The sequence below is a fragment of the Streptomyces sp. NPDC043908 genome, from assembly GCF_056435525.1.
Genome location: NZ_JBWKEI010000004.1, coordinates 174,988 through 197,355, shown reverse-complemented (window position 1 = coordinate 197,355; position 22,368 = coordinate 174,988). Strand labels below are relative to the sequence as shown.

Annotated in this window: 18 protein-coding genes; 8 read left to right on the top strand and 10 right to left on the bottom strand. The window is 71.6% G+C overall.

The genetic code is table 11. From position 1 onward, the window contains the following. Positions 1–154 precede the first annotated feature (154 nt). Positions 155–604: an SseB family protein gene (locus AC069K_RS11505; RefSeq protein ID WP_358833726.1), complete on the bottom strand. Its 450-nt coding sequence runs from the start codon at positions 602–604 to the stop codon at positions 155–157. Between the two features lie 121 nt (positions 605–725). Here AC069K_RS11505 and AC069K_RS11500 point away from each other — a divergent pair, with 121 nt between their 5' ends. Beyond that, a complete protein-coding gene (locus AC069K_RS11500) occupies positions 726–2,555 on the top strand; it encodes an acyl-CoA dehydrogenase (RefSeq protein WP_358833727.1) in 1,830 nt (609 codons plus the stop codon). Positions 2,556–2,676: 121 nt separating this feature from the next. After that, entirely contained in the window at positions 2,677–3,966 is a 1,290-nt protein-coding gene (locus AC069K_RS11495) for a M18 family aminopeptidase (protein ID WP_365113655.1), read from the top strand. Positions 3,967–4,250: 284 nt separating this feature from the next. Here AC069K_RS11495 and AC069K_RS11490 read toward each other — a convergent pair whose 3' ends face one another. Together AC069K_RS11490 and AC069K_RS11485 are read right to left on the bottom strand one after the other, a co-directional pair. Continuing rightward, positions 4,251–6,086, bottom strand: coding sequence for an NHL domain-containing thioredoxin family protein (locus tag AC069K_RS11490; protein ID WP_478614724.1), 1,836 nt, complete (start codon positions 6,084–6,086; stop codon positions 4,251–4,253). Positions 6,087–6,170: 84 nt separating this feature from the next. Beyond that, the gene (locus AC069K_RS11485) at positions 6,171–6,950 is read right to left on the bottom strand and encodes a carbon-nitrogen family hydrolase (RefSeq protein ID WP_365113659.1); all 780 of its coding nucleotides are present in this window, start codon (positions 6,948–6,950) and stop codon (positions 6,171–6,173) included. Positions 6,951–7,090: 140 nt separating this feature from the next. Here AC069K_RS11485 and AC069K_RS11480 point away from each other — a divergent pair, with 140 nt between their 5' ends. After that, positions 7,091–7,915, top strand: a complete 825-nt coding sequence (locus AC069K_RS11480) for a maleylpyruvate isomerase family mycothiol-dependent enzyme (RefSeq protein WP_358833731.1) — start codon at positions 7,091–7,093, stop codon at positions 7,913–7,915. 46 nt (positions 7,916–7,961) lie between these two features. Here AC069K_RS11480 and AC069K_RS11475 read toward each other — a convergent pair whose 3' ends face one another. The 5 genes from AC069K_RS11475 to pdhA all read right to left on the bottom strand — a co-directional run bounded on the left by AC069K_RS11475 (position 7,962) and on the right by pdhA (position 13,926). Then, the gene (locus tag AC069K_RS11475; RefSeq protein WP_478614719.1) at positions 7,962–9,362 is read right to left on the bottom strand and encodes an MFS transporter; all 1,401 of its coding nucleotides are present in this window, start codon (positions 9,360–9,362) and stop codon (positions 7,962–7,964) included. Further along, entirely contained in the window at positions 9,359–10,042 is a 684-nt protein-coding gene (locus AC069K_RS11470; protein ID WP_478614716.1) for a GntR family transcriptional regulator, read from the bottom strand. The genes AC069K_RS11475 and AC069K_RS11470 overlap by 4 nt, the downstream gene beginning before the upstream one ends. 319 nt (positions 10,043–10,361) lie before the next feature. Then, positions 10,362–11,777, bottom strand: a complete 1,416-nt coding sequence (locus AC069K_RS11465) for a dihydrolipoamide acetyltransferase family protein (RefSeq protein WP_478614713.1) — start codon at positions 11,775–11,777, stop codon at positions 10,362–10,364. Between the two features lie 14 nt (positions 11,778–11,791). After that, complete coding sequence (locus tag AC069K_RS11460; protein WP_365113666.1) at positions 11,792–12,772, bottom strand: alpha-ketoacid dehydrogenase subunit beta; 981 nt, start codon at positions 12,770–12,772, stop codon at positions 11,792–11,794. Between the two features lie 2 nt (positions 12,773–12,774). After that, positions 12,775–13,926 (bottom strand): pyruvate dehydrogenase (acetyl-transferring) E1 component subunit alpha, encoded by a 1,152-nt coding sequence (gene pdhA, locus AC069K_RS11455; RefSeq protein ID WP_365113668.1) that lies wholly within the window; start codon positions 13,924–13,926, stop codon positions 12,775–12,777. A 344-nt stretch (positions 13,927–14,270) separates the two neighbouring features. Between pdhA and AC069K_RS11450 the strand changes: the two genes are divergently transcribed. Together AC069K_RS11450 and AC069K_RS11445 are read left to right on the top strand one after the other, a co-directional pair. Continuing rightward, positions 14,271–14,930, top strand: a complete 660-nt coding sequence (locus AC069K_RS11450) for a response regulator (protein ID WP_478614708.1) — start codon at positions 14,271–14,273, stop codon at positions 14,928–14,930. A gap of 422 nt (positions 14,931–15,352) precedes the next feature. Beyond that, complete coding sequence (locus AC069K_RS11445) at positions 15,353–16,354, top strand: phosphotransferase (protein ID WP_478614705.1); 1,002 nt, start codon at positions 15,353–15,355, stop codon at positions 16,352–16,354. 49 nt (positions 16,355–16,403) lie between these two features. Here AC069K_RS11445 and AC069K_RS11440 read toward each other — a convergent pair whose 3' ends face one another. Continuing rightward, the gene (locus AC069K_RS11440) at positions 16,404–18,143 is read right to left on the bottom strand and encodes a protein kinase domain-containing protein (RefSeq protein ID WP_478614702.1); all 1,740 of its coding nucleotides are present in this window, start codon (positions 18,141–18,143) and stop codon (positions 16,404–16,406) included. A 300-nt stretch (positions 18,144–18,443) separates the two neighbouring features. Here AC069K_RS11440 and AC069K_RS11435 point away from each other — a divergent pair, with 300 nt between their 5' ends. The 3 genes from AC069K_RS11435 to AC069K_RS11425 all read left to right on the top strand — a co-directional run bounded on the left by AC069K_RS11435 (position 18,444) and on the right by AC069K_RS11425 (position 21,190). Continuing rightward, on the top strand, positions 18,444–20,066 hold the full coding sequence (locus AC069K_RS11435) for a protein kinase domain-containing protein (protein ID WP_478614699.1): 1,623 nt from the start codon (positions 18,444–18,446) through the stop codon (positions 20,064–20,066). 74 nt (positions 20,067–20,140) lie between these two features. After that, the gene (locus tag AC069K_RS11430; protein ID WP_365113678.1) at positions 20,141–20,566 is read left to right on the top strand and encodes a hypothetical protein; all 426 of its coding nucleotides are present in this window, start codon (positions 20,141–20,143) and stop codon (positions 20,564–20,566) included. A 93-nt stretch (positions 20,567–20,659) separates the two neighbouring features. Beyond that, on the top strand, positions 20,660–21,190 hold the full coding sequence (locus AC069K_RS11425) for a bacterial proteasome activator family protein (RefSeq protein WP_358833742.1): 531 nt from the start codon (positions 20,660–20,662) through the stop codon (positions 21,188–21,190). Positions 21,191–21,387: 197 nt separating this feature from the next. Here the strand turns inward: AC069K_RS11425 and AC069K_RS11420 are convergent, their stop codons facing one another. Beyond that, positions 21,388–22,365: an NAD(P)H-quinone oxidoreductase gene (locus AC069K_RS11420; protein ID WP_365112189.1), complete on the bottom strand. Its 978-nt coding sequence runs from the start codon at positions 22,363–22,365 to the stop codon at positions 21,388–21,390. Positions 22,366–22,368 lie beyond the last annotated feature (3 nt).

The window sequence follows — 22,368 nt, the reverse complement described above, 5'->3', positions numbered from 1 at the left end:
GCTCAGCATCCAAAGTAGTTGAATGGTGAACAGTCGGCAAGGCGCACCGATTCCCGAGGGGTCTCACAGAGGGGTCCGGGGGCACTCGCCCCCGCGAAAGGACGGCCGAAGCCGCCTCAGCCGCACACCGGACGCACGACGCGCCCCAGCCGCCTCAGCCGTACATCCGCCGCATGGCGAAGTCCACCATCTGCTCGACCGCCTTCGCGTCGAACACCATCCGGTGGTCCCCCTCCATGTCCAGGACGAAGCCGTACCCGGTCGGCAGCAGGTCGATCACCTCGGCGCCGGTGATCACGAAGTACTTGGACTCCTTGCCCGCGTACCGGCGCAGCTCCTTCAGCGAGGTGAACATCGGGATGACCGGCTGCTGCGTGTTGTGCAGCGCCAGGAACCCGGGGTTGTCGCCGCGCGGGCAGTACACCTTCGAGCCCGCGAAGATCTGCTGGAAGTCCTCGGCCGAGAGCGAGCCCGTGGTGAACGCCCGCACCGCGTCCGCGAGCGAGGGCGGTGACGGCTCGGGGTACAGCGGCTGCTCCCCGTAGGAGGGCTGCGGCTGGGAGTACTGCGCTTGAGCACCCTGGTTCTGGTCGTAGCCGTACATGGGCGCAAGAGTAGTGCGCCACATATGGGCCCAGAGGGGTTGCGTCTTATTACCGACGGGTAGCATCATCGTAGCTACTTGCTGGTAGAGATGTAACCGATCTGCTTACGGAGCCGTCGCCATGGGGCACTACAAGTCGAATCTCCGCGACATCGAGTTCAACCTCTTCGAGGTCCTCGGGCGCGACAAGCTGTACGGCACCGGCCCGTTCGCCGAGATGGACGTCGACACCGCCAAGACCATCCTCGACGAGATCGCGCGTCTCGCCGAGAACGAGCTGGCCGACTCCTTCGCCGACGCCGACCGCAACCCGCCGGTGTTCGACCCGGAGACCAACACCGCGCCCGTCCCGGCCTCCTTCAAGAAGTCCTACAAGGCCTTCATGGACAGCGAGTACTGGCGTCTGGGCCTGCCGGAGGAGATCGGCGGAACCGTTTCCCCCCGCTCCCTCATCTGGGCGTACGCGGAGCTGCTGCTCGGCGCGAACCCGGCCGTCTGGATGTACTCCTCGGGCCCGGCCTTCGCGGGCATCCTCTTCGAGGAGGGCAACGAGGCGCAGAAGAAGATCGCCGAGATCGCCGTCGAGAAGCGCTGGGGCTCCACCATGGTCCTCACCGAGCCGGACGCCGGCTCGGACGTGGGCGCCGGCCGCACCAAGGCCGTCGAGCAGCCCGACGGCTCGTGGCACATCGAGGGCGTGAAGCGCTTCATCACCTCCGGTGAGCACGACATGGAGGAGAACATCCTCCACTACGTCCTCGCCCGCCCCGAGGGCCACGGCCCCGGCACCAAGGGCCTCTCCCTCTTCCTGGTCCCGAAGTTCCACTTCGACTGGGAGACCGGCGAGCTGGGCGAGCGCAACGGCGTGTACGCGACGAACGTCGAGCACAAGATGGGCCTCAAGGCGTCCAACACGTGCGAGATGACCTTCGGCGACAAGCACCCCGCCAAGGGCTGGCTGATCGGCGACAAGCACGACGGCATCCGCCAGATGTTCATGATCATCGAGTTCGCCCGCATGATGGTCGGCACGAAGGCCATCGCGACGCTCTCCACGGGCTACCTCAACGCTCTGGAGTACGCCAAGGAGCGCGTCCAGGGCAGCGACCTCTCGCAGTTCATGGACAAGACCGCGCCCAAGGTGACGATCACCCACCACCCGGACGTGCGCCGCTCCCTGATGACGCAGAAGGCGTACGCCGAGGGCATGCGCTCCCTCGTCCTCTACACCGCCGCCGTCCAGGACGCGATCCAGGTCAAGGAGGCAGCGGGCGAGGACGCGAAGGCGCTCGTCGGCCTCAACGACCTCCTCCTGCCGATCGTGAAGGGCTACGGCTCGGAGAAGTCGTACGAGAAGCTCTCGCACGAGTCGCTCCAGACCTTCGGCGGCTCCGGGTACCTCCAGGAGTACCCGATCGAGCAGTACATCCGCGACGCCAAGATCGACACCCTCTACGAGGGCACCACCGCGATCCAGGGCCAGGACTTCTTCTTCCGGAAGATCGTCCGCGACCAGGGCGCCTCGCTCAACCTCCTCTCCGAGGAGATCAAGAAGTTCCTCGCCGAGCAGTCGGGCCACGAGGAGCTGGGCGGCGCGCTCGACTCGCTGGCCAAGGCCACGGTGGACCTGGAGGCGATCGTCGGCACGATGATCACCGACCTGACCGCCACCGGTGAGGACGTCAAGAACATCTACAAGGTGGGCCTCAACACCACCCGCCTGCTGATGGCCTCCGGTGACGTCGTCGTCGGCTACCTGCTCCTCAAGAGCGCGGCCGTCGCCGCCGAGAAGCTGCCGACCGCCTCCCCCAAGGACGTCGCGTTCTACACCGGCAAGATCGCCGCCGCGAAGTTCTTCGCCGCGAACGTCCTGCCGGGCGTCGGCACCGCCCGCGCGCTGGCCGAGACCGTCGACAACTCCCTGATGGAGCTCGACGAGGCCGCGTTCTAGCCGACGCTCCCGCTCGTCCACGAGCCTGTGGCGGCCTCCTTCCAGGCCGCCGGACCAAGGGCCCGCTTCCCGCCCGGGGAGCGGGCCCTTGTCTGTCGGACCCCCTGGTTAAGGTGAACGCATGAGCACACCCTCCCGCTTCGACCGCGGACACACCGACGATCTGATGTCCTTCCTCGCGGCGAGCCCCTCGCCGTACCACGCGGTGGCGAACGCGGCCGCGCGGCTGGAGAAGGCCGGCTTCCAGCAGGTGCGGGAGACGGACGCGTGGGACGGGTCGACGGGCGGGAAGTTCGTGCTGCGCGGCGGGGCGATCATCGCCTGGTTCGTGCCGGAGGGCGCGGCGGCGCACACCCCGTTCCGGATCGTCGGCGCCCACACCGACTCGCCGAACCTGCGGGTCAAGCCGCTGCCGGACACCGGCGCCTTCGGCTGGCGCCAGGTCGCGGTGGAGGTCTACGGCGGGACGCTCCTGAACACCTGGCTCGACCGCGACCTGGGCCTCGCGGGCCGCCTCACCCTGCGCGACGGCTCGCACGTCCTGGTCAACGTGGACCGCGCCCTGCTGCGCGTCCCACAGCTGGCCATCCACCTGGACCGGTCGGCCAACGACGGGCTCAAGCTGGACCGCCAGAAGCACCTCCAGCCGATCTGGGGCCTGGGCGACGTCGCCGAGGGCGACCTGATCCGCTTCCTGGAGCAGGAGGCGGGCCTGGCCGAGGACGAGGTCACCGGCTGGGACCTGATGGTCCACTCGATCGAGCCGCCCGCGTACCTGGGCCGCGACGAGGAGCTGCTGGCGGGCCCGAGGATGGACAACCTCATCTCGGTGCACGCGGGCACGGCGGCGCTCGCGGCGGCGTCGACGGAGGCGGACCTCCCCTACATCCCGGTCCTTGCCGCCTTCGACCACGAGGAGAACGGCTCCCAGGCCGACACGGGCGCGGACGGCCCCCTGCTCGGGACGGTCCTGGAGCGCTCGGTGTTCGCGCGCGGCGGTACGTACGAGGACAAGGCGCGCGCCTTCGCGGGCACGGTCTGCCTCTCCTCCGACACGGGCCACGCGATCCACCCCAACTACGCGGAGCGCCACGACCCCACCCACCACCCGCGCGCCAACGGCGGCCCGATCCTGAAGGTCAACGTCAACCAGCGGTACGCGACGGACGGCTCGGGCCGGGCGGTCTTCGCGGCGGCGTGCGAGCGGGCCGGGGTGCCGTGGCAGCACTTCGTCTCCAACAACGCGATGCCGTGCGGCACGACGATCGGCCCGATCACGGCGGCGCGCCACGGCATCCAGACGGTGGACATCGGGGTGGCGATCCTGTCGATGCACAGCGCCCGCGAACTGTGCGGGGCGGACGACCCGTTCCTGCTGGCGAACGCGCTGCTGTCGTTCCTGCGGGGCTGATTCCCCCACCCCGCCCCTTCCCCGGAGCCCTGGGCGGGCGGCCGGGCGGCGGGTCGGGGCGGGGCTGCCGAGGGCTTCGCCCCCGGACCCCCTTGCTTCGTCCGCAGACCGTGCTGGGCTGCTCGCGCAGCTGGCGGCGCCCCTGACTACCCAGGGGCGCGGGGAACTGCGCGACCAGCCACCCACGGTCCGCAGACAAAAGGGGTCCGGGGGCATGGCTACCGGGAGAACCGCCTCCGCCCCCACCCACCCCCGGAGGGCTCAGGGAAGGGGCGGGGAGGGGCTCACCCGTCCAGGCCCGCCAGGACCAGCGGCAAGCGGGACGTCGCGCCCGGGACCAGACGGACCGGGACCCCCCAGTCCTGCTGGTGCACATGGCACGCCGGGTACTCGTTCGCCGGGTCGTCGTCGCACGACGCCGCCATCGCGGAGACGTGCAGAACACCCTCCGGAACGGACGGGTCCAGCGTCAGGTCACGGGACAGGTCCGTCCCCGTACCCTCCCCGGCCACCAGCAGCTCCACCGGCGTGGAGGACACGATCAGCCGCGTCGACGGGCCGTACCGGGTGTCCAGCTTCTGGCCCGCCGGCGCCTGGAAGACCACGTCCAGCCGGAGCACCCCCGGGGCGACCTCGGTCGCCTCCCGCCGCGTACGGTGCGCCACCGCGTCCACCCGTACCGCCTCCTCCGGCAGCCGCAGCCGCGTCAGCCGGTGCCGCGCCGACTCCACCACCACGATGTCGTCCCCGACGAGCACCGCGTCGCTGGGCTCCCGCAGGTCCGTGGCCAGCGTGGTGACCTCACCCGACGCCGGGTCGTACCGGCGCAGCGCGTGGTTGTACGTGTCGGACACCGCCACCGACCCGTCCGGCAGCGCCGTCACCCCCAGCGGATGCTGGAGCAGCGCCTGCCCCGCCTCGCCGTCCCGGTGCCCGAAGTCGAAGAGCCCGGTCCCGACGGCCGTCCCCACGACGTACCCGGGTCCGGACCCGGCCCCGGACCCGGAATCCGCGCGCTCCACGTACCGCAGCGCGGAGTTCTCCGAGTCGGCCACCCACAGCCTGTCCTCGGTCGCCGCCAGGCCGGACGGCTGCGCGAACCACGCCTCGGCGGCCGGGCCGTCCACCAGGCCCTCCTGCGTCGTCCCGGCGGCGACCTCGACGGTCCCGCTCTCCGGGTCGTACGTCCACAGCTGGTGCACCCCGGCCATGGCGATCCACACCCTGCCCTGCCACCAGGCGACGTCCCACGGCGAGGACAGGTCGACCTCCAGGGCCGGCCCGGAGGTGGGCGAGCCCTGCCACCACTGCTTGCCGGTGCCCGCGACCCGCTCCACGGCCCCGCTCACCGGGTCGAGGACGCACAGCGCGTGGTTGACGGTGTCCGCGACGACCACCCGCCCGTCCGGCAGCAGCGCCAGCCCCTGCGGCTCCTTGAACGCGCCGCCGCCGATCCGCCGGACGACGCTCTCCCCGTCCGGCTCCAGCTCGACCAGCTCGTGCCGCGTGGTGTCCGAGACCAGGAAGTTCCCGCTGCCCGGCAGCACGACCGCCTTGCCCGGGAAGCGCAGCCCGCCCGCCACCGGCTCCGGCGGCACGTACGGCCCGTCCCCGCGCCGCAGCGTCCCCTTCGCCGCGTGCTCGGCCTCCAGCTCCTCCACCAGCCTCGCGATGGCGTGCGCATGGCCCTCACCGGCGTGCTGGGCGACGATGTAGCCCTCGGGGTCGATCACGACGAGCGTGGGCCAGGCCCGCACGGCGTACTGCTTCCAGGTCGCGAGCTCGGGGTCGTCCAGGACCGGGTGGTGCACCTGGTAGCGCTCCACGGCGTCCACGACGGCCTGGTGCTCGGCCTCGTGCACGAACTTCGGCGAGTGCACCCCGACGATCACCACGGTGTCCCGGTGCTTCTCCTCCAGCTCCCGCAGCTCGTCCAGGACGTGCAGGCAGTTGATGCAGCAGAAGGTCCAGAAATCCAAGATCAATACGCGGCCTCGGAAGTCGGCGAGCTTCAGATCCTTCCCGCCGGTGTTGATCCAGCCCCCTTTGCCGATCAGCTCAGGAGCACGGAGGCGGGCACGGCGGGGCGCGGGGGTGGGCGCCGGGGCAGCATCGTTCATCCTTCAAGCTTGCCATTGGCCCGTGAACACCGGATCACGGCCGTACGACGCCGTGGCCCCGCGGAGGTATGGGGCGGGGCCGGTTCAGGGCAGGCGGCGGTCCTTCAGGGCCGGGAACTGCTCCCGCGTCGCCGCCACCTTCTCCGGGTCCAGCTCGACCGTGAGGACCTCCTCGCCCTCGCCCGCCTCGCCCAGGACCTCGCCCCAGGGGTCGACCACGATGCTGTGGCCCGCCTGCGGGACGCCCGCGTGGGTGCCGCCGGTGCCGCAGGCCAGGACGTACGCCTGGTTCTCGACCGCGCGCGCCCGGGCGAGCAGGGTCCAGTGGGCCAGGCGTCGGGCGGGCCAGCCGGCCGGGACGACGAAGGTCTGGGCGCCCGCGTCGACCAGGCCCCGGAACAGCTCGGGGAAGCGCAGGTCGTAGCAGGTCGCGAGGCCGAGGGTGGTCTGCGGCAGGGCCACGGTCACCAGATCGGTGCCCGCGCTCATCAGGACCGCCTCGCCCTGGTCGAAGCCGAAGCGGTGGATCTTGCGGTAGACGGCCGCCAGTTCGCCCTCGGGCGAGAAGACCAGGGAGGTGTTGTAGAGGCCGCCGTCCGCGCCCCGTTCGGGAACCGAGCCGGCGTGCAGCCAGACTCCCGCGTCCCGCGCGGCCTCTGACATGGCCTCATGCGTCGGCCCGTCAGCCGCCTTCTCCGCCTCGGCCGCGAAGCTCTCGTACGCGAACGCCCCCACCGTCCACAGCTCCGGCAGGACGACGAGGTCGCTGCCCGACTGCTCCCGTACCAGCGCCGCCGCGCGCCGCCTGCGGGAATCCACCGATTCCTGGGGGTCTACACCGAATTGGATGAGGGAGGCGCGCACACTACCACCGTCCTGGCATTCGAGTTGTCAACACGGGCCTACGATCGTCACACGAAAGCACTGCCGGGGTGCCTTTCGGCAGCGTAACTTAACTGCCACAGCGCCCAGCCCGCGTACGTACAGAACCGCCGAGGGGTCCCGTGACCGTCCATCCCAGCCTCCAGACCTACGCCGATGCCTGGACCCATTCCATCGAGGCGATATCCGAGCTGGTGATGCCGCTCGTCGAGGGGGAGTGGAACCGTGCCACGCCGTGTCCGGCGTGGTCGGTGCGCGACATCGTGTCGCACATCATCGGGATGGAGTGCGAACAGCTCGGCGACCCGCGTCCGATCCACACCCTGCCGCGCGATCTCTACCATGTGCAGAGTGAGTTCGCGCGCTACATGGAGATGCAGGTCGATGTGCGCCGGCACCACACCGCGCCGGAGATGACCTCGGAGCTGGAGTACACGGTCATCCGCCGGGCGCGTCAGCTGCGCAACGAGACCCGCGATCCCGGCACCCTGGTCCGCGCGCCGCTCGGCACCGAGCAGACCCTGGAACTGGCCCTGCGGATGCGGGCGTTCGACGTGTGGGTGCACGAGCAGGACCTGCGGTGGGCGCTGGGCCGGCCGGGCAACCTGGACTCCCCGGGTGCGTACGTCGCCCGTGACATCCTGCTGCACACCCTGCCGAAGGTCGTCGCCAAGGACGCGGGCGCCCCGGCGAACTCGGCCGTCGTCTTCGACATCCACGGGCCGGTGGAGTTCCTGCGGACGGTACGGGTCGACGCCGAGGGGCACGGCACGATCGACGGCGCGCCCTCGCTCGGCCCGCTGGTGACGATCGCGATGGACTGGGAGACGTTCGTACGGCTGGCCTGCGGCCGGGTGCGTCCGCACGCGGTTGCGGACCGGGTGAAGACCGAGGGCGACCAGGAGCTGGCGGCGGCGATCCTGCGGAACTTCGCGGTCACGCCGTAGGCGCGGACGCCGGCCGGGCGTCGTCCCGCCCCGGCCCCCGCGTGCGTCACGCCGGTACGTGGACCGCCTCCACCCGGCTCGCGACCAGCCGCTCCCGTTCGCGGTGGGCCGCCCGGCCGCGCAGCCGCAGGATCTGGGCGATGCCCAGCGCCTGGAGGACGAAGACCGAGGCGAACGCGATCCGGTAGTTGTCGCCGGTGGCGTCGAGGAGCACGCCGATCGCCAGCAGGGTCGTCATGGAGGCCGTGAAGCCGCCCATGTTGACGATGCCGGAGGCGGTGCCCTGGCGCTCGGGCGGGTTGGCGGGGCGGGCGAAGTCGAACCCGATCATCGAGGCCGGGCCGCAGGCGCCCAGCACCACGCACAGGACGATCAGCAGCCACATCGGGGTGTGCGGTGCGGGGTAGGCGACGGCGGCGGCCCACAGGACGGCGGTCGCCCCGACCGTGCCGAGGGCGAGGGGCGCGCGGGCGGCGTGGTGGCGCGCGATGACCTGCCCGTACACCAGGCCCACCACCATGTTGGAGAGCACCACCAGGGTCAGCAGCTCGCCGGCCGTCCCCCGCGAGTGCCCCTGGGCCTTGACCAGGTACGGCATCCCCCACAGCAGCAGGAACACCATGGCCGGGAACTGCGTGGTGAAGTGCACCCACATGCCCAGGCGGGTGCCGGGCTCGCGCCAGGACTCGGCGATCTGGCGGCGTACGTAGGCGGCCCCGGCGTGTGTGACGGGCGGCGGCTCGTGGCCCTCGGGGTGGTCGCGCAGGAAGAGCAGCAGCAGGGCCAGGACGACGACGCCCGCGAGCGCGCTGCCCGCGAAGGTGGCGGTCCAGCCGATCCCGTGCAGCGCGCGGGAGATGACGATGGTGGAGACGAGGTTGCCCGCCATCCCGAAGAGCGCGGCGACCTGGGCGATCAGCGGTCCGCGCCGGACGGGGAACCAGCGGGAGCCGAGCCGCAGGACGCTGATGAACGTCATGGCGTCGCCGCAGCCGAGCAGGGCGCGGGAGGCGAGGGCGGTGCCGTAGGAGGGCGAGAGCGCGAAGCCGAGCTGCCCGGCGGTGAAGAGGACGACGCCCAGGGTGAGCACCTTCTTGGTGCCGAGGCGGTCGACCATGAGGCCGACGGGTATCTGCATCCCCGCGTACACGAGCAGCTGGAGGATGGAGAAGGTGGAGAGCGCGGAGGCGTTGACGCCGAAGCGGTCGGCGGCGTCGAGTCCGGCGACGCCGAGGCTGGTGCGGAAGATGACGGCGACGAAGTAGACGCTGACGCCGATGCCCCACACGAGGGCCGCGCGGCGTCCGCCGAGGGCCGCGCGCACGGGCCCGGCGGGGGAGCCGGAGGAGCCGGACGAGGAGGAGCCGGACGAGGAGGAGCCGGAAGAGGAGGAGCCGGAAGAGGAGGAGTCGGACGAGGAGGACGAGCCGGAGGAGGCGGAACTCATCGCTCCTCACCCCGGACCAGGACCTTGACCCAGCTCAGGTGCTGGCGCACGCAGCGCGCGGCGCGGTCGGCGTCCCCGGCCCTGATGGCGTCCAGCATCTCCTGGTGCTCGGTGATGTTCTTGGCGATCCGGTCGGGCTGGGCGTGCATCACGGCGACGCCCATCCGCAGCTGGCGGTCGCGCATCTGGTCGTAGAGGCGGGAGAGGATCTCGTTGCCGGCGTTGCGGACGATCTCGGCGTGGAAGCAGCGGTCGGTGACGGCGACGGCGGCGAGGTCGCCGGTGGCCGCGTTCTCCTTCTGCTCCGCGAGCAGCTCCTCCAGGCGGGCGATCAGCCGCGCGGGCGCGGGGACCGCCCTGCGGACGGCGAACTCCTCGACCAGCAGCCGCGTCTCGACCACGTCGGCGGTCTCCTGCGCGGAGACGGCGAGGACGAGGGCGCCCTTCTTGGGGTAGAGCCGGATGAGCCCTTCCACTTCGAGCTTGAGCAGCGCCTCGCGCACGGGCGTGCGCGACACCCCGACAGCTTCGGCCAGCTCGCCCTCGGTGAGGAGCGTGCCCCCCTCGTAGCGCCGGTCCAGGACGGCCTGCTTGACGTGCATGTACACGCGGTCGGCGGCGGGCGGCTGCTTGACGGGGGCGGGCACGGGCGGGACGGCGGAGGCGGGAGCGGACGGCATGCGCACAGGATAGATACAACAGGTGTACGTGAGAAAGGGGCGTCCGGATGCCGGAACACCCCCGTAGCCTGCCTGCCTGGCCGCCCGTCTGCCGCCTGCTTGCCTGCCTCCTCGCCTGCCCGCCAGCCCGCCGGCCCGCCAGCCGGGCGACGCCACCGCACCGCCGCACGGCTGCACCGCCGCACGGCTGCACCGCCGCACGGCTGCACCGCCGCACGCCCACACCACCACCCGGTTGCGTGACCGCACCACCACACGACCGTGCCCCCGGGCGCCGAAGCGGCCGGGGGCACGGAGGCGTGCGCTCAGGGCGGTGTGGTTACGCCCAGGTGATCAGCCGCTTGGGCTGCTCCAGGATCGCCGCCACATCGGCCAGCACCTTGGAGCCCAGCTCGCCGTCGACCAGGCGGTGGTCGAACGACAGGGCCAGGGTGGTGACCTGACGGGGCTTCACCTTGCCCTTGTGGACCCACGGCTGGAGCTTGATCGCCCCGACCGCCAGGATCGCCGACTCGCCGGGGTTGAGGATCGGCGTGCCGGTGTCGACGCCGAAGACGCCGACGTTGGTGATGGTGACCGTGCCGCCCTGCATCGCGGCGGGCGAGGTCTTGCCCTCGCGGGCCGTCGCGACCAGGTCGCCCAGCGCCGACGCCAGTTGCGGCAGCGTCTTGTCGTGGGCGTCCTTGATGTTCGGGACGATCAGGCCGCGCGGGGTGGCGGCCGCGATGCCCAGGTTCACGTAGTGCTTGAGGACGATCTCCTGCGCCGCCTCGTCCCACGCCGCGTTGACGTCGGGGTTGCGCTTGATGGCGACGAGCAGCGCCTTGGCGATGATCAGGAGCGGGTTGACCCGCAGGCCCGCCATCTCCTTGTCGCCCTTGAGCTCCTCGACCAGCTTCATCGTGCGCGTCACGTCGACCGTCACGAACTCGGTGACGTGCGGCGCGGTGAACGCCGATCCGATCATCGCCTGCGCGGTCGCCTTGCGTACGCCCTTGATGGGGATACGGGTCTCACGCGCGCCCGGGGACGCAACCGCCGCGACGGGCGCGGGAGTTGTTTCACGTGAAACACCGGCCGTCGCAACCGGCGCGGCCTGCCCGGTCTGCTGGGCCTGCTCGACGGCCGGGGCGGCCGCCGCGTGGACGTCCTCGCGGGTGATGACCCCGTCGGGTCCGGTCGGGACCACGCTCGCCAGGTCGATGCCCAGGTCCTTGGCCAGCTTGCGGACCGGCGGCTTGGCCAGCGGGCGGGCGACGGGCGCGGAGCCGTGGCCGTTGAGCTCGCCCTGCACCGCGGCCGTGGCCTGGCCGGGCACCGGGGCGCCCTTGCGGGGGCGGCGCTTGGTGGAGGACTCGGCGACGCCGTAGCCGACGAGGACGGGCGTGCGGCCCTGGGGCTTCCCGGGCTCGGCGGGCGCCTCGGCGACCGGGGTCTGGGCGGGGGCGGCGGCCTCGGGGGCCGGCTCGCCGGAGCCCGGAGCCACGTCCACCGAGATGATCACCTCGCCGACGTCCACCGTGGTGCCCTCGGGGAAGCGCAGCTCATGCACCACCCCGTCGAACGGGATCGGCAGCTCGACGGCCGCCTTCGCCGTCTCCACCTCACACACGACCTGGCCGTCGGTGACGGTGTCACCGGGCTGGACGTACCACTTGAGGATCTCCGCCTCGGTGAGCCCCTCGCCGACGTCCGGCATCTTGAACTCGCGGAAGCGGGCGGAAGTTTCAGTCATGGTCACGGGTCTCCTCAGTACGCCAGCGAGCGGTCGACGGCGTCGAGCACCCGGTCCAGACCCGGCAGGTACTCCTCCTCCAGGCGCGCCGGCGGGTACGGGGCGTGGTAGCCGCCGACCCGGAGCACCGGTGCCTCCAGGTGGTAGAAGCTGCGCTCGGTGATCCGCGCGGCGATCTCCGCGCCGGCGCCGTAGAACACCGGCGCCTCGTGGACCACGACCAGGCGGCCGGTCTTCTCCACCGACGCCTGCACCGCGTCGAAGTCGATCGGGGACATCGAGCGCAGGTCCAGGACCTCGATCGACTTGCCCTCCTCGGCGGCGGCCGCGGCGGCCTCCACGCAGACCTTCACCATCGGACCGTACGCCACGAGGGTGAGATCCGAACCCTCCACGACCGTGCGGGCCTTGTGCAGGGGGCCCGGGATGGCCTCGGTGTCGACCTCGCTCTTGTCCCAGTAGCGGCGCTTGGGCTCGAAGTAGATGACCGGGTCGTCGGACTGGATGGCCTGCTGCATCATCCAGTACGCGTCGGCGGCGTTGGAGGGCGAGACCACCTTGAGGCCGGGGACGTGCGCGAAGAGCGCCTCCGGGGACTCGCTGTGGTGCTCGACCGCGCCGATGCCGCCGCCGTAGGGGATGCGCACGACGACCGGCAGCTTGATCTTGCCGAGCGCGCGAGCGTGCATCTTGGCGAGCTGGGTGACGATCTGGTCGTACGCCGGGAAGACGAACCCGTCGAACTGGATCTCCACGACCGGGCGGTAGCCGCGCAGGGCCAGGCCGATCGCGGTGCCGACGATGCCGGACTCGGCGAGCGGGGTGTCGATGACCCGGCCCTCGCCGAAGTCCTTCTGGAGCCCGTCGGTGACCCGGAAGACACCGCCGAGCTTGCCGACGTCCTCGCCCATGATGAGGACCTTGGGGTCGGTCTCCATCGCCTTGCGCAGCGACTCGTTGATCGCCTTGGCGATGGGAAGCTTCTGTACGGTCATGGCTACTTGCCCTCCCCGTCGGCGAAGGACGCCTGGTAGGCCGCGAACTGGGCCCGCTCCTCGTCGACGAGCGCGTGCCCGTCGGCGTAGATGTTCTCGAAGATGGCCATCCGGTCCGGGTCGGGCATGGCGCGGACCGCCTCGCGGACCCGCTTGCCGAGCGTCTCGGACTCCTCCTCCAGGGAGGCGAAGAACGCCTCGTCGGCGTGGCCCTCGTTCTCCAGGTACGTCCTCAGACGCAGGATCGGGTCCTTGGCCTCCCAGGCCTCGCGCTCCTCGTCGGCCCGGTACTTGGTCGGGTCGTCGGAGGTGGTGTGCGCGCCCATCCGGTACGTGAACGCCTCGACCAGGGTCGGGCCCTCGCCGCGCCGGGCCCGCTCCAGGGCGGACCGGGTCACCGCCAGGCACGCCAGCACGTCGTTGCCGTCGACCCGGACGCCGGGGAAGCCGTAGCCCTGGGCGCGCTGGTAAAGCGGCACCCGGGTCTGCTTCTCGGTCGGCTCCGAGATCGCCCACTGGTTGTTCTGGCAGAAGAACACGACCGGGGCGTTGTAGACGGCGGAGAAGGTGAACGATTCCGCGACATCGCCCTGGCTGGAGGCGCCGTCGCCGAAGTACGCGATCACGGCCGAGTCCGCGCCGTCCTTGGCCACGCCCATGGCGTAACCGGTCGCGTGCAGCGTCTGCGAGCCGATGACGATCGTGTACAGATGGAAATTGTTGCTGTTGGGATCCCAGCCGCCGTGGTTGACGCCACGGAACATGCCGAGCAGGTTGGTGGGGTCGACCCCCCGGCACCAGGCGACACCGTGCTCCCGGTAGGTCGGGAAGACGTAGTCGTCGTCGCGCAGGGCACGGCCGGAGCCGATCTGGGCGGCCTCCTGGCCGAGCAGCGAGGCCCACAGGCCCAGCTCGCCCTGGCGCTGCAGTGCGGTGGCCTCGGCGTCGAAGCGCCGGGTCAGCACCATGTCGCGGTAGAGCCCGCGCAGCTCTTCGGGGGTCAGGTCAACGTCGTAGTCAGGGTGCTCGACCCGCTGGCCCTCGGGCGTCAGCAGCTGTACGAGCTGAGGGTCGGCCACAGCCTTCCCGGCGCTGCTACCGGTGCGCTTGCTGCTGCGTCGCGGTTTGCGCGCGGCAGTGCTCTCCACGGTCACGTGCGTGCTCCTCCGTCTGTCCGGCCCCCGGGTTCGCCGGTGTGGCCAGTTGCGGCTCCTCGCCTGCTTCCGGTCGCGGTGCACGGGGGTGGGTGCGCCTCACCGGGAACCAGGCGTGACAGGTGCCCCGGCGAGCGCCCTGTCATAGGCACGTTACCCAGTGCTGCGCATTCCTGCGAAACCCCATTTGACCTGCGATTTTGCTTGGATTTCCAAGTAAATCGAGAAAGTGGGGAACAACCACTGGTCACAGCACTGATGACAGCCTTGCAGGCCGCCGGAACAACGGCACGTTATCCCGGTGACCTACGACACGGGAAGAGCGAATGTGTGAGACTGATTCCGTGCGCGAACCAGGCAAAATCACCGTATTCCTGCTCGACGACCACGAAGTGGTCCGCCGCGGCGTCCACGAAATGCTCTCCGTCGAGGACGATATCGAGGTGGTCGGCGAGGCCGGTACCGCGGCGGATGCCCTGGTCAGGATCCCGGCGACCCGTCCGGACGTCGCCGTCCTCGACGTCCGGCTGCCCGACGGCAGCGGCGTGGAGGTCTGTCGCGAGATCCGCTCGCAGGACGAGGACATCAAATGCCTGATGCTGACCTCGTTCGCGGACGACGAGGCCCTGTTCGACGCGATCATGGCGGGTGCGTCCGGATATGTCCTCAAGGCGATCCGGGGCAGTGAGCTGCTCTCGGCGGTACGGGACGTGGCGGCGGGCAAGTCCCTGCTCGATCCGGTCGCGACCGCCCGCGTCCTGGAGCGGCTGCGCGACGGCGGCGCCGCCAAGGGCGACGACCGCCTGGCGAGCCTCACGGACCAGGAACGCAAGATCCTCGACCTGATCGGCGAGGGCCTCACGAATCGGGTGATCGGCGAGCGGCTGCACCTGGCGGAGAAGACGATCAAGAACTACGTCTCCTCGCTCCTGTCCAAACTGGGAATGGAACGCCGCTCCCAGGCAGCGGCCTACGTAGCCCGCCTCCAGGCAGAACGCCACTAGCCCGGGCCCGGAAGCCCCCCCACGCCGCACCTTTCCAGCACCCCGAGCACGCCCGCCCAGGGGCGCGGGGAACGGCGCGACAGGCCCCCACCGGTCGGCAGACGCCCAACAAGCCCCCGGGGACGCCTGTCCCGCCCGAGCCCCGCAACCCCCTCCAGGGGCGCGGGGAACTGCGCGACAAGCCCCCACCGCCCCGCAGACGAAAATCAAACCCCGGGGCGGCGAACCCACCCGGAGCCAATGCAACCCTTGAGGGGCGCGGGGAACGGCGCGAGCCACCCACCACAGCCCCGCAGACGAAACTCAGGCCCCAGCGCTCCGCAGACGAACAGCCAGCCCCACTACACCCCCTCCCACCCCCACCACCACCCGATTCCCTAGAGCCACACCCCCACCACGCCCCGTGATCTAACATCTGGCGCGTGCCGCGCTCATATGCAACACCGCCCGTGAGGAACCTGCTGCGCCGATACGCCTCCCTCGGCGAGCCCCTCACCTGCGAACCCGTCGCCCAGGGCCTCCTCAACCGCGGCTACCGCCTCGCCACCACCCGCGGCGAGTTCTTCCTCAAGCACCACCTCGACGGCGACCGCGAGGCCATCGTCCGCCAGCACGACGCCACCCGCCGCCTCCAGGCGCTCGGCGTCCCCGTCGCGCCCCCCGTACCGGACGCCGATGGCGACACCGTCACCGTCCTCGGCGGCCGCTGCTACGCCCTGCACCCCTGGGTCCACGGCCGCCACCGCGACGGCGCCCAGCTCGGCGCCGTCGGCTCGGGGCGGCTCGGCGCGCTGCTCGGGCTCGTCCACATCTGCCTGGAGCAGGTCATGGAAGGGCGCGGCCCGGCCGCCGACCACCCCAGCGCCGACCCCGCCGACACCTTCGCCCTCATCGACGACCTGCTCACCCGCGCCCGCGGGCGCCGCCCCCGCGACAGCTTCGACGAACTCGCCGAGCACCGGCTGCGCGAGCGCCGCGATCTCATCGAGCGGCACGCCCACCGCCGCCCGCCCCCGCAGGAGGCCGGGGCCTGGGTGCACGGCGACTTCCACCCGCTGAACCTGCTCTACCGCGGCAAGGAGCCCGCCGCGATCGTCGACTGGGACCGCCTGGGCGTCCAGCCCCGCGCGGAGGAGGCGGTACGGGCCGCGGTCATCTTCTTCGTACGCCCGGCGGGGGAGCTGGAGCTGGACAAGGTGCGCGCGTACTCCCGCGCGTACCGGCAGGCGACCGGCGCGGACCCGGCGGAGCTCGCCGCCGCCGTCCACCGGGTGTGGTGGGAGCGGCTCAACGACTTCTGGATCCTGCGCTGGCGCTATCTGCTGCACGACCGAAGGGCCGACCCGCAGTTCCCCGCGGCGTCGGCCCTGGCGGTCTGGTGGACCCGCGAGTACGAGGCGGTGTGCGAGGCGTTCGCGGACTAGCCCCGCACCGTCCGCACCGCCCGCCCGCACCGCCTGCCCGCGGCCCCGGTCAGGGCTTCGGGGAGGGGCCGCCCGTCGTCGCGCCACCGGCGGTCGTGCCCTTGGTGTCGCCGTTCCCGCCGTCGGTCGTCCCGGCGGTGGTGCCCGCGCTGGTCCCGGTGGTGGTGCCGGCCGTCGTGCCCGCGCTCGTCCCCGAGGTGGTGCCCGACGTCGTCCCCTGGTCCGTGCCCGAGGTCGTCCCGGACGTCGTGCCCTCGTCGGTGCCGGAGGTCGTGCCCTGGTCGGTGCCGGACGTCGTGCCCTGATCGGTGCCGGACGTCGTGCCCTGGCTCGTCCCGGACGTCGTGCCTTGGTCGGTGCCGGGCGACGGCGAGCGCTTCTTGCTGTGCCTGGGCGACGGCGTGTACGGCGGCGGGTAGTTGCCGCCGGTCGTCGACGTCTGCTCCTGGCCGCGGCTGGCCTGGTCGTCGGGCGACGGCGACGACTTCGACTCGTCGGACGGCGAGGGGGAGTGCGAGACGGCCGGCTTCTTCGGCGTCTGGTCGCCGTCCTTCTTGTCCCCCGCCTTCATCGCGAACGCGACACCCGCCGCGATCGCGATGATCGCGAGCACCACGAACAGGATGACCTTGCCCCGGCCGCCGGACTTTCCGTTGCCGTTGTAGCCGCCGTTGTTGTAGCCACCGGAGCCGTAACCCCCGTCGTAGCCGCCGTCGTCCGGGTTCATCGGCGGCAGGATCGGGCCGTGGAACTGCGAGGTCTCCCCGTGCCCGGGGTGGCCCATGGCACCGGTCCCCCCGGTCATGCCCATGGCCGCGGTACGGCCGACGTCGTGCATGACCTCGACCGGACCGGTGTTCCAGGTGCCGGTGTGGCCGCCCTGCGCCTGGAGCATCTGGAGGCCGTACTGGACCAGGCCGCGCATCTCCTCGGCGGACTGGAAACGGTCGTCGGGGTCCTTGGCGAGAGAACGCATGACGAGGCCGTCGAGTTCCGGCGGCGCCACGGAGGCCACCTGCGACGGCGGCACCGGGGTGTCCTGCACGTGCTGGTAGACCACCGACAACGGTGTCTCACCGGTGAAGGGCGGGCGCAGCGCGAGCAGTTCGTACAGCAGGCAGCCCGTCGCGTACAGGTCGGAGCGGTGGTCGACGGCCTTGCCGAGCGCCTGCTCCGGCGAGAGGTACTGGGGCGTGCCCATGACCATGCCGGTCTGCGTCATCGTCGACTGCGCGCCGTGCAGGGCGCGCGCGATGCCGAAGTCCATCACCTTCACGGCACCGGTGTGCGTGATGATCACGTTCGCGGGCTTGATGTCACGGTGCACGATGCCGTGCTGGTGCGAGTACGCCAGTGCCTCCAGGACACCGGAGACGATGATCAGCGCCTGCTCCGGCGGCGGAGCCTCCGCCTGCACCAGCAGGTCGCGGATGGTGCGGCCCTCGACCAGCTCCATCACGATGTAGGGGACGGTCTGGCCGCCCACCACGTCCTCGCCCGAGTCGTACACCGCGACCACCGCGTGGTGGTTGAGTCCGGCCACCGACTGCGCCTCGCGCGTGAAGCGGGCCTTGGAGACCGGGTCCTCGGCGAGGTCGGCGCGGAGCAGCTTCACCGCGACCGTACGGCCCAGACGCACGTCCTCCGCCGCGAAGACCTCGGCCATACCGCCCCGGCCGAGCCGGTGCGTCAGCCGGTAGCGGCCGTCACCGACGAGTCCGCCGACCCACGACTCGTGGTCCTGCGCATCGGGCATCCCGGCGCCGCTTCCCTCGGGTTCGGGTGCCATCAGTCCTCGCCGTCGTGTCTGGCCGCGTCAGCGGTGGTTCCATAGGGTCTTACGGTTGTGCAGTAGTGCACGCTACAGCGTTCGTACAGGACGCCGGTTCGGGATGGACCGGCCATCCAATCGGTTCCGCGTGTACCCATGCAAATTCCATGCGATTCCTGTAACGCTTACGAGACGCTTCTTGCGCGTACGGTCACGGAACGGGCACCCGGCTTGACGTGTCGTACCCCTCGGGCAGACTTGGCTCGAAAATTTCGCAGGATCATCGCTGGCCACCGCGGCCAAGGGGGATGCACAGTCATGAGCCAGGACGGCGCACAGGGCCGCTATGCGGGCGGCTCCATCGCGGGCGGGCGCTACCAGCTGCGCGACCTCCTCGGCGAAGGCGGCATGGCCTCGGTCTACCTCGCGTACGACGCCGCGCTGGACCGCCAGGTCGCGATCAAGACCCTGCACACCGAGCTCGGCCGGGAGGCGTCGTTCCGCGAGCGCTTCCGCCGCGAGGCGCAGGCCGTCGCCAAGCTCCAGCACACCAACATCGTGTCGGTCTTCGACACCGGTGAGGACGAGCTGGGCGGCGCGACGATGCCGTACATCGTCATGGAGTACGTGGAGGGCCAGCCGCTCGGCTCGGTGCTGCACAGCGACATCCAGCAGTACGGAGCGATGCCCGCCGACAAGGCGCTGAAGATGACCTCCGACGTGCTCGCCGCCCTCGAGGTCAGCCACGAGATGGGCCTGGTCCACCGCGACATCAAGCCCGGCAACGTGATGGTGACCAAGCGCGGCGTGGTCAAGGTCATGGACTTCGGCATCGCGCGCGCCATGCAGTCGGGTGTCACCTCGATGACCCAGACCGGCATGGTCGTCGGCACCCCGCAGTACCTCTCGCCGGAGCAGGCCCTGGGCCGGGGCGTGGACGCCCGCTCCGACCTGTACTCGGTCGGCATCATGCTCTTCCAGCTGATCACCGGCCGGATCCCGTTCGACGCCGACTCCCCGCTGGCGATCGCGTACGCACACGTCCAGGAGGAGCCGGTCGCGCCCTCCTCGGTCAACCGGTCCATCCCGCCGGCCGTGGACGCGCTGGTGGCCCGCGCGCTGAAGAAGAACCCGAACGAGCGCTTCCCGAGCGCCGCCGCGATGCGCGACGAGATCGCCCGGATCTCCGCCAGCGGCCAGACGGGCGCCGCCCCGGTGATCACCGGCGGCGGCCCGGTCTCCAGCGGCCAGGGCGTCGGCTCGACGGTCTTCCCGCCGCTGGACGCCTCCGCCGCCCAGCAGGGCTACCCGGGCGGCGTGCAGACGCCGTACCAGCCGAGCCCGTACGGCCCGCCGACGCCGGCCCCCACGCCGCAGCCCTCCTACGGCTACCCGCAACAGGCGCCGATGCCGGCGCAGCACACCCCGCCGCCGTACACGATCTCCCCGAACGTCCCGCCGTCCGGCGGCCCCTCCGGGAACGCGTCGAGCTCCGGCGCCTCCTCGAAGCGGAACACCCCGGTGATCGTCGGTGCGATCGCGGTGGCGCTGCTCGCGGTCGGCGGTCTGATCACGGCGGTGGTGATGAACCAGGGCGACGACGCCAAGGACGGCGGCGACAAGGCCACGGGCGCGGCCGTCGCGGGCCACAAGGGCCCCGAGCGCAGCCGCACGCTGGACACCACCAAGTGCACCAGCCCGCAGAAGTCCGCCCTCGACCCGTCGAAGGTCCAGGCGCCCGACTTCACCTACAAGGACATCCTGTCGGTGAAGCTGTGCATCCAGGCGGCGGGCTGGAAGGTCGACACCACCACCGTGGACAACGGCCAGTGGGGCCAGGACACGGTCGTGACGCAGTTCCCGGCCTCCGGCACCGACGTCGACCCCAAGACGGCCCAGTTCACGCTGACGCTCTCCTCCGGCAACCCGCCGCAGCAGTAGGACGGGCCGGGCGGGGTGCACCCGCCTGACGCACCCGGGGTGCCCGCCCCGGCGCCCCGTGTGACGCTGACCGCATGGCTTCAGGGCTTGGGACACGGCTCCGGGCGGCGCTCGGGCCGCTCGGCGCGGGTGCGGCGCTGGCGGGCCTGCTGCTCGTCGCCCCGCCCGCGTACGCGGAGGACCCGGCGCCGCCGTCCGCCCCCCTCGACCAGCGGTTCGCGGGCAACCGGGCCGGTGAGGGCCGCGCCCGGCCCGGCCGCCCGCCGGGCACCCTCCCCTTCGTACCGGACGAGTCGGCGCAGCCGATCGCGGACGCGTTCTCGTCGCCCACGCCGCCCCCGCCGCCGCCGAGCGCGCAGCCCGCGGTGGCACCCAAGGGCCGCCCCTCCGGCCTGTCCAGCACGTCGGACCTGCGGGTCCACGTGCTGTCGATGGGGGCGGGCCTGACCCTGACGGGCCTGGGCCTCGCGTTCCTGGCCCTGCGCCTGCGCCGCCCGTGAAGCGGCTCCCACTCCACCGCCCTCCAGGGGGTGGATCACCGCTCCCCGGGGGCACAACGTGATGTGAGGCACGTGTGCGAGAGAATGGGCGGCATGGAGATGCCGAGGAACGAACAGTCGCCGGACAGCCCCCACATCCTGGTCGTCGGACAGGACGGCATGGCCATCGGCGGCGGTGACGACGAGTCGCGCGAGGTCCCGGTGACGGAGATGGTCGAACAGCCCGCGAAGGTCATGCGGATCGGCAGCATGATCAAGCAACTTCTGGAAGAAGTGCGCGCGGCGCCTCTGGACGAGGCGAGCCGTGTACGCCTGAAGGACATCCACGCCTCCTCCGTCAAGGAACTGGAGGACGGCCTGGCCCCCGAACTGGTCGAGGAGCTGGAACGCCTGTCGCTCCCCTTCACGGACGAGGCGATCCCCTCCGAATCGGAACTCCGCATCGCACAGGCCCAGTTGGTGGGCTGGCTGGAGGGCCTCTTCCACGGCATCCAGACGGCCCTGTTCGCCCAGCAGATGGCGGCCCGAGCCCAACTGGAACAAATGCGCCGAGCCCTCCCCCCAGGCACCTCCCACGACGACGAGGAGGGCCCTGGGGTACGGACGGGGGGCCCGTACTTGTAGGAGGTCGGGCGGGGGCGCAGCCCCCGCTGGGGGTGCAGGGGGCGCAGCCCCCGCCGGGGTGCAGGGGGCGCAGCCCCCGCCGGGGGTGCAGGGGGCGGAGCCCCCGCTCAGGGGTCCGGGGACGGAGTCCCCGGGAAAACCGACCCCCTCCACCCCCACCCACCCCCGGAGGGTTTAGGGAAGGGGCGGGGAGGGGCTCAAACCACCAACAACACCTTCCCCACGTGCCCCCCCGCCTCCAACACCCGATGCCCCTCCGCAGCCTCCCCCATCCCCACAACCCGATCCACCACCGGCCGCACCCGCCCCGCGGCAACCAGCGGCCACACATGCTCCCGAACGGCCGCCACGATCGCCGCCTTCTCCCCCGCGGGCCGCCCCCGCAACGTCGTCGCCGTCACCGCGGCCCGCTTCGCCATCAGCGCCCCGAGGTTGAGCTCGCCCTTCACCCCGCCCTGCATCCCGATGACCGCCAGCCGCCCGTTGACGGCCAACGCCCGTACATTCCGGTCGAGATACTTCGCCCCCATGATGTCGAGGATGACGTCCGCCCCCGCCCCGTCCGTCGCCTTGCGGACCTCCTCCACGAAGTCCTGCTCGCGGTAGTCGATGAGGATGTCCGCCCCCAGCTCCGCGCACCGCGCCAGCTTCTCGGGCCCGCCCGCCGTGACGGCGACCCGCGCACCCACCGCCTTGGCCAGCTGGATCGCCATCGTCCCGATCCCGCTCGCACCCCCGTGCACCAACAGCGTCTCGCCGGGCCGCAGATGGGCCACCATGAACACGTTGGACCACACCGTCGAGACGGCCTCCGGCAGCGACGCCGCCACCGTCAGCTCCACCCCGTCGGGCACCGGCAGCAACTGCCCCGCCGGCACCGCCACCTTCTCCGCGTACCCGCCGCCGCTCAGCAGCGCGCACACCTCGTCGCCCACGGACCACCCGGACACCCCCGGCCCGACCGCGACGATCCGCCCGGAGCACTCCAGCCCCGGATAGGGAGACGCCCCCGGCGGCGGCTCGTAGTGCCCCTGCCGCTGGAGCACATCCGCACGGTTGACGGCCGCCGCCGCCACCTCGACGAGGACCTCGCCCTCACCCGCCACGGCATCGGGCACCTCGGCCCACACCAGCGCCTCGGGACCACCCGGCTCAGGAATCGTGATCGCATGCATGCG

Coding starts and splice junctions, on each gene's coding strand:
- AC069K_RS11430 (WP_365113678.1), top strand. CDS start 20,141: ATGGCTTCAGGGCTTGGGACACGGCTCCGGGCGGCGCTCGGGCCGCTC.
- AC069K_RS11435 (WP_478614699.1), top strand. CDS start 18,444: ATGAGCCAGGACGGCGCACAGGGCCGCTATGCGGGCGGCTCCATCGCG.
- AC069K_RS11425 (WP_358833742.1), top strand. CDS start 20,660: ATGGAGATGCCGAGGAACGAACAGTCGCCGGACAGCCCCCACATCCTG.
- AC069K_RS11475 (WP_478614719.1), bottom strand. CDS start 9,362: ATGAGTTCCGCCTCCTCCGGCTCGTCCTCCTCGTCCGACTCCTCCTCT.
- AC069K_RS11470 (WP_478614716.1), bottom strand. CDS start 10,042: ATGCCGTCCGCTCCCGCCTCCGCCGTCCCGCCCGTGCCCGCCCCCGTC.
- AC069K_RS11420 (WP_365112189.1), bottom strand. CDS start 22,365: ATGCATGCGATCACGATTCCTGAGCCGGGTGGTCCCGAGGCGCTGGTG.
- AC069K_RS11460 (WP_365113666.1), bottom strand. CDS start 12,772: ATGACCGTACAGAAGCTTCCCATCGCCAAGGCGATCAACGAGTCGCTG.
- AC069K_RS11500 (WP_358833727.1), top strand. CDS start 726: ATGGGGCACTACAAGTCGAATCTCCGCGACATCGAGTTCAACCTCTTC.
- AC069K_RS11505 (WP_358833726.1), bottom strand. CDS start 604: ATGTACGGCTACGACCAGAACCAGGGTGCTCAAGCGCAGTACTCCCAG.
- AC069K_RS11440 (WP_478614702.1), bottom strand. CDS start 18,143: ATGGCACCCGAACCCGAGGGAAGCGGCGCCGGGATGCCCGATGCGCAG.
- AC069K_RS11465 (WP_478614713.1), bottom strand. CDS start 11,777: ATGACTGAAACTTCCGCCCGCTTCCGCGAGTTCAAGATGCCGGACGTC.
- AC069K_RS11490 (WP_478614724.1), bottom strand. CDS start 6,086: ATGAACGATGCTGCCCCGGCGCCCACCCCCGCGCCCCGCCGTGCCCGC.
- AC069K_RS11495 (WP_365113655.1), top strand. CDS start 2,677: ATGAGCACACCCTCCCGCTTCGACCGCGGACACACCGACGATCTGATG.